The sequence below is a fragment of the Catellatospora bangladeshensis genome (genome assembly GCF_016862575.1).
Lineage (GTDB): Bacteria > Actinomycetota > Actinomycetes > Mycobacteriales > Micromonosporaceae > Catellatospora > Catellatospora bangladeshensis.
Map to the genome: position 1 here is coordinate 140,527 of NZ_BONF01000028.1, position 13,318 is coordinate 153,844.

A 13,318-nucleotide genomic window follows, 5' to 3' on the forward strand; every position below is an offset into this window, starting at 1 on the left:
GTGATGATCGAAACCGAGCGGCTGCGGCTGCAACCGCTGACCCGCGAGCAGGCCGAGCAGGTGGTGGCCGGGGAACGGGCCGGACAGGCCTGGTCGGCGGGTTACCCGCGCGAGGACGACCAGGACGTGGCCCGGATGGCGCTGGCCCACCCGGCGGCCGAGCCGCCGTTCGGCCCGCTGCAGATCGTGGCGCGCGACAGTGGGCTGGTCGTCGGCGGTATCGGCTTCTTCGGCCCGCCGGACGCCGACGGTGTGGTCGAGCTGGGCTACGGGGTGGCGCCCGAGGCCGAGGGGCGCGGCTATGCCACGGAGGCGCTGCGCGGCCTGCTGCGGTATGCGTTCAGCACCGGCCGGGTGCGCCGGGCGATCGCCGACACGGCCCACGGGAACGTCGGCTCGCAGCGGGTGATGGAGAAGGCGGGCATGCGCCAGACCCGCTCCGACGACCGCCTGCGCTACTACGAGACCACCGCCCCCGCGGCCTGACGGATCGCGGGGACCTCGCCTCGACGGCGGCGGCGTCAGTGCCCGGCGGCGCCGTCGCGAGGCGCGGCATAGACCCGGGGCCCCGACGCCGCCGCCACCTCGACGAAAGCCTGAGCCCGCGGATGCAGGTCGCCGGTACGCCATACCAGCGCCCACTCGGTGACCGGCGCGTCGTGGATCGGCACCCACACCACGCCCGGGTGGGAGAAGTAGTGCAGCCCGTGCTCGTTCATGGGTGTGACGCACCGGCCCGCCGCCACCTGGGTCAGCACCTCGTGGAACGTCGTGACTACCGGTCCGCGGGGCACCGGCTGCCCGCTCGGCGTTAACCGCGGCAGCATCGCCTCGGTCCAGTAGCCGGGCGCGGGCGGCGCGGGGTCGACGACCGTGCGCCCGGCGAAGTCCTCCATCGACACCGCGCCGCGGCCGGCCAGCTCGTGACCGGCCCACACGCCCATCAGCCGGCCCTCGGTGAGCAGCACGGGCCCCTCGGTCAGGTCGGGTTCGCGCACCTGCCGCCAGACCAGGATCAGATCGAGCTCGCCTGAGCGCAGCGCCGCGAACGGATCGCTGAACAGGATCTCCCGCGTCGCCACGTCGCATCCCGGACTGCCGGCCGTGAACCTGCCGATCACGTCGCGGATCTCGTGTCCGACGACCCCCATGACACCGAGCCGTACCGTCCCGGCCATACCCCGGGTCGACTCGGACGCGCGTGCCAGGCCCTTGCGGATCGCGTCATACCCCGCACGGAGATCGTCTCGCAGCTGCTCGCCCAGCGGCGTCAAAGTCACGGCGCGGCTGGTGCGCTCGAACAGCGTCCCGCCGATCCGGCGTTCCTGCACCTTGATCGCCTGGCTCACCCGCGCCTGAGAGACGTGCAGCCGCTCGGCGGTCCGGCCGAAGTGCAGCTCCTCGGCGAGCGTCAAGAAGATCTCGATGTCGCGCAGCTCCACGCATTCTCCCGCCGCATGACACTCAGTTCATGGACCATCCGGATCCAGGTCATGGATGCTACCGGCCATGGGAGCTGGGTGGAGCCGGCGCCGGCCGAGCCCGCCCGGTTCGCGCCGGGGGATCAGTCGCGGCTGACGCGGCGGGAGTTGCGCTGCGCGTCGTCGGCGATCAGCACCGTGGCGACCAGGCCCGCGACGACGATGCTCAGGAACCAGGTGTCGTCATCAGACAGCCAGGCGGTGAACGGCGCATACGCTGCCATCAGCAAGAACGCGGCCCACAGTCCCCGCCGCTGTCCGCGGCTCAGAAATCCAGTCACCCGAAGAGGGTGCCACCGTCAGATGACGATCGTGCACACTCGATCGGATGAATCTGGTCACAATCAGGTTTAACCACGGGACTGAACAGTGCGGCGGAGCGCCCTCCCGGCGGGGAGGGCGCTCCGCCGCGGTCTGGGTCAGAGGCTGCGGGCGGTGATGTCGCCCTGCGAGGTGGTGGCGTGGATGTCGAGCGTGGTGGTGCCGTCGTTGCGCAGGCCGTTGCTGATGCGGCCGTAGGTCGTGCCGGCGTCCAGGGTGGCCGAGACGCCCACGGCCGCGGTGACCGAGATGTCGCCGGACTGGGTGCGGAGCACGACGGTGCCGCGAACGGCCTCGCCGATCCGGATGTCGCCCCGCGGGGTGCTGATCTCCGCGGGCCCGGTCAGCCGGCCGACCTCGACGTCGCCGTCGACGGCGGTCAGCCGGACACCGGCGGCCTCGTCGATCTTGATCTGGCGGTACGCGCCCTCGAAGGCGACGTCGCCGAGGCGCCCGACGCCGCGCAGCTCGGCGGCGGCGGTCCGGCCCTCGACCCGCGACCCCGCGGGCAGCTGGACGGTGACCTCCACCGATCCGGACTGGCCGAAGAGCTGTTTCTTCGGCTCGGCGGTGTGGATCCGCAGCACGCCGTCGGCGTACGCGACGCTGGTCTGCGCGGCGGCCTCGACGTCGCGGCTGCTGCCCGGGTCGGCGGGGCGGACTTCGACGACGGTGTCGGCACGCGTGGCGGCGATGAGCTGCACGCGCCCGGCCGGGATGTCGAGGACGGCGGCGATCGGGGCGGGGGTGTCGAACTGCTGCATCATGCTCTCCGATGTTCGGAAGGTTGTTTCTGACATCGGAAACGCTACGTTGCTTTCCATCCGGCGGCAACTAAGTCGTTGCACTTTGGATCTGAAATCGCAGGTGAAGAGGCAGAAAGTGTTGCAATGGACTTGATTTGAATGCAACACTGTTTCCATCGTGTGTTGCAATGGATGGGAAGTGAACGCTATAGTGCGAGGTCGGTGGCCAGCACGGGGAACACGAGGAGATCGCGATGCCGGGAGGCAGGCTCAGCCAGCAGGAACGTCAGCAGATCGCGTCGGGGCTGGCCGACGACCTGCCGTACGCCGAGATCGCCCGGCGGCTGGACCGTCCGACCTCGACGGTCACCCGGGAGGTGATGCGCAACGGCGGCCCCCTCGCATACCGGGCCGAGCTGGCGCATCGCGCGACGGAGCGCCGCGCCCACCGGCGCAGGCCCGCCGCCACGCGCGGGCCGGCGTCGGCTCCGCACCCGCACGGGCGTGACGCCGCGGCCGTCGCGGATTATGAGGAGCAGCTCACCACGGTCCTCGTGGCCACGGGTGTGCCGAGGATGGCGGCCCGGGTGCTGACCGTCCTGTTCACCGCGGACGCGGGCAGCGTCACCGCGTCTCAGCTCGCCCAGCGGCTGCAGGTCAGCCCGGCGTCCATCTCCAAGGCGATCGCGTTCCTGGACAGCCAGAGCCTCGTCCGCCGGGAGCGCGACGAGCGCCGCCGCGACCGCTACGTCGTCGACGACGAGCTCTTCTACCAGGCGACGATCGCCGGCGCCCGCTCCAACGACCAGCTCGTCGCCACCGCCCGCCAGGGTGCCGCCGTCCTCGGCGCGGACAGTCCCGCCGCCCAGCGGCTGGAGAACGTCGCCCGGTTCCTGGACTTCATCAGCGAGAGCATCCTCCGCGCCGCCGAGCAGGCCCGCGCCGTCCTGCACACCAAACCCGCGCCGGCCGGCTCCGATCGCGAGCGGACCTAATCGGAGGCGGCGCCAGCCGGTGCGAAGAACTCCTTGAAGGTGAACGCCTGCGGCCCGGCGCCCTGCTCGCGGAGCGTGGCGAGCCGGGCCATGCCCTCCGCGGCGGTCGGCCGATGGCCCTCGGCGACCCACCACATCACGCTGTGGACCTGCACCGACCGCTGGAACCACTCGCGGCGCCGCTGCAGCACGCCGAGGTGGCGGGACCGGTAGACGTAGTTCCACAGGTCGTCGCGGGTGCGCCAGACGGACATGTTGATCAGCAGGTCGTCGCCGAACTCGTGCTGGTAGGCCACGGCCGAGTCGGTGCCGTCCGCGACGAGCCGCCACACGAACCCGGGCGCCGCGTCGGCGAGCGCGTTGATCGGGTCGAGCAGGGCGATGAACTCGGCGACTTCGGGGGCGTCGGCGGGGGCGACGAGGCGCCCGACGTTCAGCTGCGCGAGATGCATGGCCCGAGCGAACCACTCGCACCGTTCTATGTCAACGATTATTGTTTTTAGAGAACGAGACGCAGCACTCGCCGGGGCGCGGGTCCAGCTCCGCGGTCGCGTCCGCCCCCGCGATCCCCTGGCACAGCGCCAGGTTCATCGTGCACACGAGCAGCGGCTCATCCTCGGCGACCTGGTGGAAGGGGCAGTTGCGCAGGCGTACCCGGCCGTCCTGTTCGTAGGGTTCGTAGCCGCGGGCCCGCAGGGTGTCCAGCCAGCCGCCGGGCCGGTGGGCGCGCTCGCCCGCCACGCGGGCCGCGGCCGCCGCGTGATCGCCGGCGTCGGCGCCCTGCACCGCCTCGGCCAGCAGCGCCGCCAGCTGCCCGTAGTCGCGGGCGGGCAGGCTGACCTGCCGCGGCGTGCGCCCGCGGCGGTAGACCTTCGCGGGGCGGCCGCCGCCCGGACCGGGGCGGGCGTCGGTCAGCCGCATGAAGCCGATCTCCAGCAGGCCCGCCTCGGCCAGCTTGTCCAAGTGGAAGGCGGCGAGGGTACGCGAGATCCCCACGCCCTCGGCGGCCTCGTTGCGCCCCACCGCGTGCCCCCGGGCCGCCACGAACTCGTACAGCGCCCGGCGTACCGGCTCGTGCAGGGCGGCAACCGCGCTGAGGTCGTCGTTCACCCCCGAATTGTGCCCGGCGGGCGACCGGCCGTGCACCACGCGGTGGGCCGGGGTCTTGCCGCGAGTCCCCGGGTGCGGTATAGCTTGAGTGGGCAGGGAGCGGGTTCTCCCTGCCCACCACATTCGCCGACCGTCGTTGATGGACGGTCAGGCGCGCCGCTCGTGAGCGAGCAGCCGGGCCAGGTGACCGTCGACGATGCCCAGCGCGTCGGCGTAGGGCAGCGCCCCGATCAGCACCGGGTGCCGCAGGCCGTCGAGCAGCGCCGCCAGCTCGCGGGCCGCGGTGTCCGCGTCGAGCGGCCGCCCGCTGTGCCGGAGGATGCCGCGCAGCGTGTCGACGAAGCCGGTGTACGCGGGCACGAGCGCGGCGGCCAGGGCCGGGGTGACGGCGGCCCGGGACTGGAAGGACAGGCCCACGCGGGCCTCGAGGCTGGTGGCGTCGTCATGGGGCAGGTATTCGGCGGCCACCGCGCGCAGGGTCGCCAGGGGTGTCGCGGCGGGCTCGCGGGCGACGCGGGCGCGGATCCGCTCGGCGAACGACCGGTGCACGTCGAGGTTCAGCCACTGCTCCAGCGCGTGCAGCAGCATCGCGTCCTTCGACGCGAAGTAGTGCTGCACCGCGCCCAGCGACACCCCTGCCTCCTGCGCGACCTCGCGCATCGAGACGGCGTCCAGGCCCTGCGTGCCGGCGATGCGCAGCAGCGCGCCGACGATGTGCCGGCGCCGCTCGTCGTGGTCGACCCTGCGGGGCATGTGGGGGCCTCACCTTCCCGTGTACAATACGAGTGTATTGCAAAAACGCGCCGCGCGAAGAGGAACACCCATGACCGTGCAGACGACCCACCACGGCGACGTCGCCGTCGCCTACGAGACCTTCGGTCCGGCCGGGGGCGAGCCGCTGCTGCTCATCATGGGCCTCGACTACCAGATGGTCTGGTGGCCGGACGGATTCTGCCAGGCGCTGGCCGACCGGGGCTTCCACGTCGCCCGCTTCGACAACCGCGACGCCGGACTGTCCACCCATTTCACCTCGCCGGCGAAGGAGAACCCGTTCCGGGTGCTGTTGCGGGGCAGCCGCCGGCCCGCGTACGGCACCGCCGACATGGTGGGCGACGGCGTGGCCGTCATGGACGCGCTCGGCTGGGAGTCCGCGCACGTGTTCGGCGCGTCGATGGGCAGCGCGCTCGCGCTGTCGACCGCGGTGCTGCACCCCGGCCGGGTGCGCTCGGTGACCGCCGCGATGGGCGGCCCGCTGCGTGGCGCCGCCGCCCTGCGTTACCTCAACTTCGGCTTCTTCCTCCGGGCGGCCCGCATCAAGCACCCCGCCACCGACGAGGGCGCGATCCGCACCCTGGTCGACCTCGCCCGGCTGCTGGCCACGCCGCACCACCCCTTCGACGAGGGCTGGGCCCGCGAGGTCGCCGAGATCAGCCACGCCCGCTCACCGCGCGACCCCGGCACCACGCAGCGGCAGACGTACGCGCTGCGCGCCGCGGGCGCCCTCACCGGCCGCATGCGCGACATCGCCGTGCCCACGCTGGTCATCAACGGCGCGGACGACCCGCTGATCCGTCCCGGCGCGGCGGCCGCGCTGGCTCGCCTGGTCCCGGGAGCGCGGCCCGTCGTGTACCCGGGCATGGGGCACCTGCTGCAGGAACACCTCTGGGACACGATCGCCGACGAGGTCGCCGCGCAGGCAAGCACGACGGCCGGGACTCGCCTCACACGGCGCGGTGCCTGACCGACGCGCAGGGTCGGGCCACGGCCGCCCGGATGATGTGCCGTGATCCCGTTGCCGGTCGGCCTGTGCGCCCGCCGCGGCAGCTCAGGGCCGTGGCGCGGGCGGCTGGGCGGGAGCCGTGCGCCGCGTCGACACGATGATGCCGATCACGACGGCGACCAGGAACGCCACCGCGCCCAGGGGCAGCGCCAGCAGGAACGGCCACCGCCAGCCCAGGGACCGCGCCCCGGCCGCGCCCGCCACGGCCCCGAGCAGCATCGCCAGCACCCCGAGGGTCGCGCCGAGCGGCGTCAGCCATACCCGCGCGGCGCCCACGCGAGCGACCAGCGCGGCCGTCACGCCCCAGGCCAGACCGGCGCCGAACCCGCTCACCGCGCGGCCGAACAGCAGCGCGCCGCCCGCCGGGGCCAGCGTGATCAGCAGCGAGCCGAGGACCAGCAGCGCGATCGCGCCCAGCGTGAGGGCGGTCGGCCACCGCGGGCCCAGCCGCAGGCCGAGTGCCACGGCCAGGGCCGCGGGCAGCAGGTACGCGCCGAAGACCCAGACGGCCGCGGCGGCGGGCAGTTGCAGATCGAGCTGGAGACCGGTCAGTTCCGGACCCACGGTGATCGTGAGCAGGAAGGCGCCCAGCGCGGCGGCGAGCACCGGCCCGATCAGCGTCCAGACCGGAGGGCCGGGCGGCGGCGTGGGCGAGGTCTGTTCGGCGGTGCCGGGCAGTGGAGAGGTCATCCGGCGAGCATAGGAGCCCAGGTCTGCACCAGGTAGCCCGGTTTGACAGTGATCTGGTCCCCTTTGGAGCGTTAACCGACGTGGCATGCCACGGGGGCCGGATGCGGCCGCGACGGTTCACCACGCCATCCCGGCTCGCGGCCGTGCTGACGCCGGTCGCCGCCCGGGACAACATCACACCGGCGGCCCGCCCGGGGCGGGTTACGCTCGGGCGGTGCCGCTGACCGTGCAGGACGTCGACCGCTTCATGGCCGCCAGGCCGCGCCTGGAGGCCATCGCCTACCGCCTGCTCGGCTCGGCCGCCGAGGCCGAGGACGCCGTGCAGGAGACGTTCCTGCGCTGGCAGGCCGCCGACCCGGAGCGCATCGACGTGCCCGAGGCGTGGCTGACGAAGGTCCTCACCAACCTGTGCCTCAACCAGCTCACCTCGGCGAGGGCCCGCCGGGAGAGCTACGTCGGGGAGTGGCTGCCCGAGCCGCTGCTCGGCGGCGACCCGATGCTCGGCCCGGCCGACACCGCCGAGCAGCGCGAATCCGTCTCGTACGCCGTGCTCACGCTGATGGAGCGGCTGTCCCCGAGCGAGCGCGCCGTGTACGTGCTGCGCGAGGCGTTCGACTACCCGCACCGCGACATCGCCGACATCCTCGACATCTCCGAGGCGGCCAGCCAGCAGACCTTTCACCGCGCCCGCAAGCACGTCGCCGACGGCCGGATCCGCGTCGAGATCGACCAGGCGGCGGCCCGGCGGGTGGTCGAGGAGTTCCTCGCCGCGGCCGCGAGCGGACAGCTGGACTCGCTGGTGCGGATGCTCACCGCCGACGCGGTGTCGGTCGGCGACGGCGGCGGCAAGGTCCCGGCCCGCACCAAGCCGTTCGAGGGCGCGGTCGCGGTGGCCAAGTTCCTGTGGGGGCTGTTCAAACCGGCCGAGTCCAAGCGCGCCGTGCTCGGCGGCTCGCCCGAGATCCACGTGTGGACCGCCAACGGTGCGCCCGCCGTCCTGGCCGTGCTCGACGGCCGGGTCGTCGGCGTCATGTGCCTGGAGGTCACGCCCGACGGCATCGCGGCCGTGCGCAACCAGGTCAACCCGGACAAGCTCGAGCGCGCGACCGCGCAGTGGGCCGCCGCCGAGCACGGGGAACCCCTGTTCCGCGCCTGGTGACCTGGTTCACATCGCATACCTGTCAGGAAACGGCGGGCTGCCCGGTTCAAGGGGCACAACCGCGAACGACAGGAGCAAGGACATGCGCCACCGCATCATCGTCCTCGGCGCTGGCTACACCGGCGCCTCCGCAGCCGGCCGCCTCGCCCGGCGGCTGCGCCGCGACGACGTCGCCATCACCCTCGTCAACGCCGAGCCCGACTTCATCGAGCGGGTACGCCTGCACCAGCTCGCCGCCGGCCAGGACCTCAAGCCCCGGCCGCTGGCGAAGATGTTCGCCGGCACCGGCGTCGCGCTCCGCGTCGCGAAGGTCACCGCGATCGACGCCGACCGCAGGACCGTGACCGTCACCGGCGCGGACGGCACCGAGCAGCTCGCCTACGACACGCTCGTCTACGCCCTCGGCAGCGGCTGGAACGCCCAGGCCGTGCCCGGCACCGCCGAGCACGCCCACGAGGTCGCCAGCCGCCCCGGCGCGCTCCGGCTGCGCGAGCGCCTGGCCGGTCTCGGCGCCGGGCAGGCGGTGACCGTCGTCGGCGGCGGCCTCACCGGCGTGGAGGCGGCGACCGAGATCGCCGAGGCCCGCCCGGACCTCGACGTCGCGCTGGCCGCCGGTGGCGGGCTCGGCGACTGGCTGTCGCCCAAGGGCCGCACGCACCTGCGCAAGGTCTTCGGCGGGCTCGGCATCACGGTGTACGAGAACGCCGCCGTCACCGCCGTCGCGGCCGACCACGTGGCCACCGCCGACGGCAGGGCCATCCCGGCTCAGGTCACCGTGTGGACGGCCGGCTTCGCGGTGCACCCGATCGCGGCGGCGACCACCCTGCAGCTCACCGGCACCGGCCAGATCCAGGTCGACGACACGATGCGCTCGGTGTCGCACCCCGACGTGTACGCGGTCGGCGACGCGGCCCTGGCGATGGGCCCCGGCGGCAAGCCGCTGCGCATGTCGTGCGCCTCGGGCGTGCCGATGGCGTGGCAGGCGGCCGACGCGATCGCGGCCCGCCTGACCGGCGGCAAGCTGCCCAACATTCCGATCCGCTACTTCAACCAGTGCATCTCGCTGGGCCGCGCGGAGGGCCTGATCCAGTTCGTCACCGCCGACGACCAGGCCAAGCCCTCGGCGCTGACCGGGCGCCTGGCCGCCGCGTACAAGGAGCTGGTCTGCAAGGGCGCCGCCTGGGGCGTGGCCAACCCGACCGTGGGCATGCCCACCCGCCGCCGCCCCGTCATCCAGCAGCGGGCCGCGGCGGGCCGCCCGGCCAGGGCGACGGCATAGCCGCGCCCACCCGTGAAGATCGCTGTTTCGTGTCGGAACCCCTGCGCCAGACCGCAGATCTTGACACGAGACAGCGGTCTTCAACGGGTCGAGGGCCGGTCAGAGCCAGGTCGTGGCGAGCCAGGCGGCGGCCGCGGCGGTGATCAGGAGCGCGATGTTGAGGCCGATCAGGCGCCCTTCGCCGCGGGACACGTGCACGTAGATGCCGCCGACCTGGATCAGGACGAGCCCGACCGCCGCCGCGACGGCGAGCCAGGCCGCGATGCCCGTCAGCGGCGGCAGGATCAGGCCGATCGCGCCAAGGATCTCCAGCGCCCCGATGGTCCTGACCAGCGGCATCGGGATGGTGTCGACCCAGCCCATCATCGGCTGGAGCCGCTCCCGGCTCTGGACGGCCTTCTTGCCGCCGGCGTAGAGGTAGAAGACCGCGAGCAGCCCGGCCACGATCCAGTAGGCGAGTTCCACGGTAACGCCCTTCGACGAGAGGTGTACGCCGGTGACCAGGTTGGTTACCGTTCGTAAGTCGCCTCATGATGCGTGTTCGCGAGGAGGCTTACAAAAGGCACATGCGTGTGCGCCAGGCACAAGGGGTTGTCATGTCGGACTACGAGCACACGTGCCTCATCAGGGGCGACGGCGGGGCCACGCTCCGCGCGATCCTCGACCAGATCTGCAACAAGTGGACGCTGCTGATCGTGGCCACCCTGGACCGGGGCACGCTGCGCTTCACCGACCTGCACCAGCAGATCCCCGGCATCTCGCAGCGCATGCTGACCCTGACCCTGCGCAACCTGGAGCGCGACGGCCTGGTCGCCCGGACCGTCTACGCCGAGGTCCCGCCCCGGGTCGAGTACGAGCTGACGCCCGTCGGCAAGAGCCTCATCCCGCCCGCGCTGGCGCTGGCCGGCTGGGCCATCGAGCACGTCCCGCACATCGAGGCCAGCCGGGCGGCGTACCAGCCGAAATCCGGCCGGTGAGGTGACCGCGCGGGGTCCTACCGGGCGGGACGGGGACGCACCGTCGTTCGTCACGCCGGGTGGCCGGGCATGATCGGCGTATGCCTCTGCTCTTCTCGTACGGAACGCTGCGTGATCCCGCCGTGCAGCAGGCCAACTTCGGCCGCCTGCTCGACGGCCGCGAGGACGCGCTGCCCGGCTACCGGGTCGAGCTGGTGGAGATCACCGACCCCGACGTGCTGGCGGTGAGCGGCCAGGACCACCACCCGATCGTGATGCCCTCCGGCGACCGCGCCGACCAGGTGCCCGGCACGGTGTTCGAGGTGAGCGACGAGGAACTCGCCGCCGCCGACCTGTACGAGGTCGACGACTACCGCCGTGTGCTGGTCGAACTCGCCTCCGGCGCCCACGCCTGGGTGTACGTACAGGCTTCGTAGGCCGATGGCCCTGCATCTTCCAGCCGATTTCCAAGGTTGTTGCGTTTTTGGTGTTTGTTGAGGCATGGTGGACGTATGGAGGACAGGCGCGGTGACCTGCTGACGACCACAGAGGCGGCGGCCCTGCTGCGATCGTCCCGCCAGCATGTCGTCGACCTGTGTGAACGCGGAGTCCTCCCCTTCGTGCGGGTGGGCACGCATCGTCGGCTGGCACGGGCGGACGTGCTCGCGATGCTGCGCCCGGAGTTGACGCGCGATCAGCTGAAGTCGCTGTGGCTGCACCGCGCTGTAGCCGGCCGCCTCGTCGCCGACCCCGACGCAGTGCTGGACAGGGCTGCCAAGAACCTGCAGCGGCTGCAGTCGGTACATCCGGACGGCATGGCCGCGATGTGGCTCGATCGATGGCGGCAGGTTCTCGAAGCCGGAGTCGAGGCCGTGCTCGATGTCTTGACCTCGCGGAGCCGCGACGCCGCCGAGCTGCGACAGAACTCGCCCTTTGCGGGCGTGCTGCCCGAGGGCATGCGGCAGGCCGTGCTGACCGCCTTCGCCGAGCACTGGCGACGGGAGCGGACGGCGTGAGGCGCGCGCAGCTGGAGCACGTGCTGCGGGCAGCGTCACAGATCGCGCAGGAAACCGATGTGCTGGTCATCGGCAGTCAGTCGGTTCTCGGCGCGATACCTGAGGACAGACTGCCCGCAGCCGCTACGGCGTCGATCGAGGTGGATGTCGCCTTCTTCGACGACCCGGATGACCTCAAGGCAGATCGCGTGGACGGTGCGATCGGCGAGTTGTCGGCCTTTCACGACACCTTCGGCTACTACGCCCAGGGCGTGAGCGTTTCCACGGCGGTGCTGCCGGCCGGCTGGCGAGAGCGTCTCGTCGTGGTCGATACGCCGGGCACCGCACCGGGGCGCGGCCACGTGCTGGATCCTCACGACTGCGTGGTGTCGAAGCTGGTCGCGGGCAGGGAGAAGGATTACGTCTTTGCGGCCGCGTTGTTGGAGCATGGACTGATCGACGCCACGGTTCTCGCTGAACGGGTGGAGACGCTCGACGTGTCCGATGGGCACCGACAGCGTCTGCGTCAGTGGATCGATTACCACGCGGGACTCGGTGGCGACGGAGCTTCGGCTGGCGTGTGACGCCGAACCGCCCTGCGGACATCTCACTCGCGCCGCGGAGAGTCCGACGCGAACTGGTGCAGACGTTCGCTCTCTCGCGGTGCTCTGCCGCCTTTGAGCGGCTCTTTACCAATCTGGAATGTGACCCAGGCCACTTGGAGGGTTCCCGGCGCGAGTAGGGGTGGTTAGCCTTACCTAACTTTAGGTTGCCCTTCCTTCGTGAGAACGGAACCCCCATGCGCACCTGGCGTCCGATACTGGCCGTGGCGGCCCTGAGCCTGTCGCTCGCCGCCTGCGGCTCGACCGACACCCCCGCCGAGACCGCCGCCTCGGCCGGCCCCTGGCAGTTCACCAACGGCAACGGCGAGGTCGTCAAGGCTGACAAGACCCCGACCCGGATCATCGCGCACGCCGGTGAGGCCGCCGCGCTGATGTCGTTCGGCATCAAGCCGGTCGGCATCTACGCCGACGAGCCGGTCAAGACCGACCCCAACCTCAAGGGCCTGGACCTGACCGGGATCGAGATCCTCGGCGAGGAGTGGGGCAAGATCGACGTCGAGAAGGCCGCCTCGCTGCGCCCCGACCTGATCGTCGCCGACTGGTGGCCGGCCGAGAAGGCGCACAGCGGCCTGGAGGAGGGCGTCGACGAGAAGAGCAAGAAGCTCAAGGAGCTCGCTCCGATCGTCGGCGCCTCGCAGGGCAAGTCGATCCTGGACCTGGCCGAGGGCTACGAGAACCTCGCCAAGAGCCTCGGCGCCAAGGTGGACGCTCCCGAGATCGCCGCGTCGAAGAAGCGCTTCGAGGACGCGCTGGCCAAGTTCAAGGAGGCCACCGCGGCCAAGCCGAACCTGACCGTGCTGGCCATGTCCCCGTCCGACGACAAGGTCTACGTCGCCAACCCGGCGTACGCGCCGGAGCTGCTGGACTTCCAGCAGTGGGGCCTGAAGGTCGTCAACCCCGACACGCCCGACCCCGGCTTCCCGTACTGGGAGAACCTGAGCTGGGAGAACGCCGACAAGTACCAGCCCGACCTGATCCTGTGGGACGGCCGCTCGTACACCGAGACCGCCAACGCCGAGTGGGGCAAGAAGCAGCCGACCTGGTTCGCCATCAAGGCCGCCAAGGCCGGCGCGGTCGTCTCCTGGCCGGCGTACTGGCTGCACACCTACGGCCACTTCGCCACCGAGCTGGAGAAGCTGACCACGGCGATCAAGGCCGCCGACGAGAACATCGGCTCCTGAAC

Annotated in this window: 18 protein-coding genes; 10 read left to right on the top strand and 8 right to left on the bottom strand. The window is 71.9% G+C overall.

Annotated elements, in window-relative coordinates:
• Positions 1-3: 3 nt before the first annotated feature.
• Positions 4-486 (top strand): GNAT family N-acetyltransferase, encoded by a 483-nt coding sequence (locus tag Cba03nite_RS23475; protein WP_203750077.1) that lies wholly within the window; start codon positions 4-6, stop codon positions 484-486.
• A gap of 35 nt (positions 487-521) precedes the next feature.
• Here the strand turns inward: Cba03nite_RS23475 and Cba03nite_RS23480 are convergent, their stop codons facing one another.
• The 3 genes from Cba03nite_RS23480 to Cba03nite_RS23490 form a co-directional block, all read right to left on the bottom strand.
• On the bottom strand, positions 522-1,442 hold the full coding sequence (locus Cba03nite_RS23480) for a LysR family transcriptional regulator (protein WP_203750080.1): 921 nt from the start codon (positions 1,440-1,442) through the stop codon (positions 522-524).
• Between the two features lie 122 nt (positions 1,443-1,564).
• Positions 1,565-1,705 carry a hypothetical protein gene (locus Cba03nite_RS23485; RefSeq protein ID WP_239125968.1) on the bottom strand — a complete coding sequence of 47 codons (141 nt, stop codon included), beginning with the start codon at positions 1,703-1,705 and terminating at the stop codon, positions 1,565-1,567.
• Positions 1,706-1,900: 195 nt separating this feature from the next.
• Positions 1,901-2,566, bottom strand: coding sequence for a DUF4097 family beta strand repeat-containing protein (locus Cba03nite_RS23490; protein ID WP_203750200.1), 666 nt, complete (start codon positions 2,564-2,566; stop codon positions 1,901-1,903).
• A 236-nt stretch (positions 2,567-2,802) separates the two neighbouring features.
• On the opposite strand from Cba03nite_RS23490, the gene Cba03nite_RS23495 reads away from it, so the two are divergent.
• Positions 2,803-3,543, top strand: a complete 741-nt coding sequence (locus tag Cba03nite_RS23495) for a helix-turn-helix domain-containing protein (protein ID WP_203750084.1) — start codon at positions 2,803-2,805, stop codon at positions 3,541-3,543.
• Here Cba03nite_RS23495 and Cba03nite_RS23500 read toward each other — a convergent pair.
• The 3 genes from Cba03nite_RS23500 to Cba03nite_RS23510 all read right to left on the bottom strand — a co-directional run bounded on the left by Cba03nite_RS23500 (position 3,540) and on the right by Cba03nite_RS23510 (position 5,406).
• Complete coding sequence (locus Cba03nite_RS23500; protein WP_203750086.1) at positions 3,540-3,995, bottom strand: DUF3291 domain-containing protein; 456 nt, start codon at positions 3,993-3,995, stop codon at positions 3,540-3,542. The genes Cba03nite_RS23495 and Cba03nite_RS23500 overlap by 4 nt on opposite strands.
• A 31-nt stretch (positions 3,996-4,026) precedes the next feature.
• Positions 4,027-4,653: a helix-turn-helix transcriptional regulator gene (locus tag Cba03nite_RS23505; protein WP_203750088.1), complete on the bottom strand. Its 627-nt coding sequence runs from the start codon at positions 4,651-4,653 to the stop codon at positions 4,027-4,029.
• 147 nt (positions 4,654-4,800) lie between these two features.
• Positions 4,801-5,406, bottom strand: coding sequence for a TetR/AcrR family transcriptional regulator (locus Cba03nite_RS23510; RefSeq protein ID WP_203750090.1), 606 nt, complete (start codon positions 5,404-5,406; stop codon positions 4,801-4,803).
• A 70-nt stretch (positions 5,407-5,476) separates the two neighbouring features.
• Here Cba03nite_RS23510 and Cba03nite_RS23515 point away from each other — a divergent pair, with 70 nt between their 5' ends.
• The gene (locus tag Cba03nite_RS23515; protein ID WP_203750092.1) at positions 5,477-6,394 is read left to right on the top strand and encodes an alpha/beta fold hydrolase; all 918 of its coding nucleotides are present in this window, start codon (positions 5,477-5,479) and stop codon (positions 6,392-6,394) included.
• A gap of 84 nt (positions 6,395-6,478) precedes the next feature.
• Here Cba03nite_RS23515 and Cba03nite_RS23520 read toward each other — a convergent pair whose 3' ends face one another.
• Entirely contained in the window at positions 6,479-7,123 is a 645-nt protein-coding gene (locus Cba03nite_RS23520; RefSeq protein ID WP_203750095.1) for an MFS transporter, read from the bottom strand.
• A gap of 214 nt (positions 7,124-7,337) precedes the next feature.
• Between Cba03nite_RS23520 and Cba03nite_RS23525 the strand changes: the two genes are divergently transcribed.
• Both Cba03nite_RS23525 and Cba03nite_RS23530 read left to right on the top strand, forming a co-directional pair.
• Positions 7,338-8,282, top strand: a complete 945-nt coding sequence (locus Cba03nite_RS23525; RefSeq protein WP_203750097.1) for an RNA polymerase sigma-70 factor — start codon at positions 7,338-7,340, stop codon at positions 8,280-8,282.
• Positions 8,283-8,364: 82 nt separating this feature from the next.
• Positions 8,365-9,561, top strand: coding sequence for an NAD(P)/FAD-dependent oxidoreductase (locus Cba03nite_RS23530; protein ID WP_203750099.1), 1,197 nt, complete (start codon positions 8,365-8,367; stop codon positions 9,559-9,561).
• A 99-nt stretch (positions 9,562-9,660) separates the two neighbouring features.
• Here the strand turns inward: Cba03nite_RS23530 and Cba03nite_RS23535 are convergent, their stop codons facing one another.
• Entirely contained in the window at positions 9,661-10,026 is a 366-nt protein-coding gene (locus Cba03nite_RS23535) for a DoxX family protein (protein WP_203750101.1), read from the bottom strand.
• A 131-nt stretch (positions 10,027-10,157) separates the two neighbouring features.
• Between Cba03nite_RS23535 and Cba03nite_RS23540 the strand changes: the two genes are divergently transcribed.
• From Cba03nite_RS23540 to Cba03nite_RS23560, 5 genes are all read left to right on the top strand, one after another.
• Positions 10,158-10,538 (top strand): winged helix-turn-helix transcriptional regulator, encoded by a 381-nt coding sequence (locus Cba03nite_RS23540; RefSeq protein WP_203750103.1) that lies wholly within the window; start codon positions 10,158-10,160, stop codon positions 10,536-10,538.
• An 80-nt stretch (positions 10,539-10,618) separates the two neighbouring features.
• Positions 10,619-10,954 (top strand): gamma-glutamylcyclotransferase family protein, encoded by a 336-nt coding sequence (locus tag Cba03nite_RS23545; RefSeq protein WP_203750105.1) that lies wholly within the window; start codon positions 10,619-10,621, stop codon positions 10,952-10,954.
• 75 nt (positions 10,955-11,029) lie between these two features.
• Positions 11,030-11,533 carry a helix-turn-helix domain-containing protein gene (locus Cba03nite_RS23550; RefSeq protein ID WP_203750107.1) on the top strand — a complete coding sequence of 168 codons (504 nt, stop codon included), beginning with the start codon at positions 11,030-11,032 and terminating at the stop codon, positions 11,531-11,533.
• Positions 11,530-12,096, top strand: a complete 567-nt coding sequence (locus Cba03nite_RS23555; protein WP_203750109.1) for a DUF6036 family nucleotidyltransferase — start codon at positions 11,530-11,532, stop codon at positions 12,094-12,096. The genes Cba03nite_RS23550 and Cba03nite_RS23555 overlap by 4 nt, the downstream gene beginning before the upstream one ends.
• 215 nt (positions 12,097-12,311) lie before the next feature.
• Positions 12,312-13,316, top strand: coding sequence for an ABC transporter substrate-binding protein (locus Cba03nite_RS23560; protein WP_203750112.1), 1,005 nt, complete (start codon positions 12,312-12,314; stop codon positions 13,314-13,316).
• Positions 13,317-13,318: the final 2 nt, after the last annotated feature.